We start from the raw sequence: 1,059 nt of genomic DNA, 5'->3' as shown, positions 1-1,059 counted from the left end.
GTGAAGCCTCACCTCACTGAGATGAAGTGGAAGGTGCTGTCGCTCATCAAGACGCGAGAGTCCACCGACGATGAACTGGAGATGCTGACCGGTATGTCCCACCAGTCTCTGTCTGCTTGTAGGCGGGGGCTGGTGAAGGACGGGCTGGTCGAGGCGACTGGCGACCGCCGCCCCACCAGGTCTGGGCGTGCCGCCCAGGTGTGGAGGGCGCTGTGAGCATCGTGATGGTCGACCGTATCATCCGAGAGACGAGCCCCGTCTTCGGTCTGCCACCGTACTGGTGGCGGGCCGTCGACGGAAACTGCTCGTATGTCACCCGACTCCCGTCGAAAAAGTTGTACAGCCTCCCCGCGTACTTCACCGAGTCCACCGCCGACGAGCGTGCCGATTGCTTCGCGGTGATCGTCGGGAAGTCGCAAACCACGTTCCAAGGACGAGACGATATTCTTCGAGCAACTGGTGTCGGCAGTGGCACCTACGCGGTCGCTTCGCTACGCTGGCAAGCGATGAAGGATCTCCACCAGTTCTACCGCACGCTGGCGGGCGAACAGGGCAACCAAGCCAGAAAGGAATTCCTTGAACCATGGAAGAAGATGAAGACGATCGTGACCCCACCCCGGAAGAGAAAAAGGAATTCGGGGACTTCCTGAAGAAGTACGCGATCGAGCAGATTATCCTGCTCGACGTATGCGACGAACTGGTGCCGCTGGGCATCATGACTCAAACAGAACGCGAAGCCTTGCTGGGCTTCGGGCCGAAGAAAGGTTGAGCGATGCCGCTCGAAGACATCAAGAACTCGCGAGGCGTCACCGAGACGCGTTTCACGTTCCCGGTCCCGGTGACCGGAACGGAAGCGGCTCGCGACGATCCCACGCCACCTGAGTCGATACTTCCAGGTATCTGCTGGAGAGGCCACACCTCGCTGCTCAGCGGTGCCCCGAAGGCAGGGAAGTCGACACTGATTCGTGACTGGATCCGCAGGATCGGGAAGGCTCATTTCAACGAGAACTTTCACTCGCACTTCGTGCTGCCCGATCGCCTGGTGAAGGCGGCGCGCAT

2 protein-coding genes are annotated in these 1,059 nt (G+C 60.3%); both read left to right on the top strand.

The window, feature by feature from the left end:
* The first annotated feature begins 583 nt into the window (after positions 1 to 583).
* Positions 584 to 769 (top strand): hypothetical protein, encoded by a 186-nt coding sequence (locus GY725_10590; protein MCP4004633.1) that lies wholly within the window; start codon positions 584 to 586, stop codon positions 767 to 769.
* 3 nt (positions 770 to 772) lie between these two features.
* Positions 773 to 1,059 (top strand): hypothetical protein (locus tag GY725_10585; GenBank protein ID MCP4004632.1); only part of this gene is annotated, 287 nt, incomplete at its 3' end.

Source organism: bacterium (assembly GCA_024226335.1).
Lineage (GTDB): Bacteria > Myxococcota_A > UBA9160 > SZUA-336 > SZUA-336 > JAAELY01.
Note: the sequence above shows the minus strand (reverse complement) of the source record. Positions and strands in the feature narration are given on the sequence as shown.